Here is a 658-nt window from a genome sequence, read left to right as displayed (position 1 = left end):
CTGGTTCATCCCGCGGCTGGATCGGCTCAATCGCGACCTGCCGGAACTGCGCCTGCAACTGTCGGCCAGCGAAGGCGAGCTGGACCCGCGCAAGCCGGGGCTGGACGCCACGCTGTGGTACGCCGAACCGCCCTGGCCGGCGGACATGCAGGTGTTCGAGCTGGCCGCCGAGCGCATCGGCCCGGTGCTCAGCCCCGATCATCCACGCTGTACCGACCTTCGCGGCGCGCCGCCGTCGGCTGTGCTCGACGAGACGCTGCTGCACACCGCCTCGCGGCCGCAGGCCTGGCCGAACTGGGCGCGTCAGCAGGGGCTGGATCCGGCGCGGCTGCGTCTGGGACAGAGCTTCGAGCACCTGTATTTCCTGTTGGAAGCGGCGCTGGCCGGCCTCGGCGTGGCCATCGCGCCACAGCAGCTGGTGGCCGACGACCTGCGCCAGGGTCGTCTGCTGGCGCCCTGGGGCTTCGTCGAGACCCGCGCCAGACTGGCGCTCTGGGTACCGGCGCGGCGAGTGGACAGGCGCGCCGAGCGTCTGGCGGAGTGGTTGCGCAACGAGCTGGAGCGGCAATGAGCTACGCATAACCGACACGGCTATTGCTACGACGGTGGCCTTGCTGTCGACGTGCAGCTTCCGGCGTCGATGCGCTGGCCATGCCGG

The 658-nt window shown here is 70.8% G+C and carries 1 protein-coding gene; it reads left to right on the top strand.

Translation table 11 applies throughout. The features are described 5' to 3' along the window. A partial coding sequence (locus ACU8YC_RS25430) for a LysR substrate-binding domain-containing protein (RefSeq protein WP_446896023.1) occupies positions 1 to 571 on the top strand: 571 nt, incomplete at its 5' end. Positions 572 to 658: the final 87 nt, after the last annotated feature.

The sequence above is a fragment of the Citrobacter sp. VF227 genome (assembly GCF_052950715.1).
Note: the sequence above shows the minus strand (reverse complement) of the source record. Positions and strands in the feature narration are given on the sequence as shown.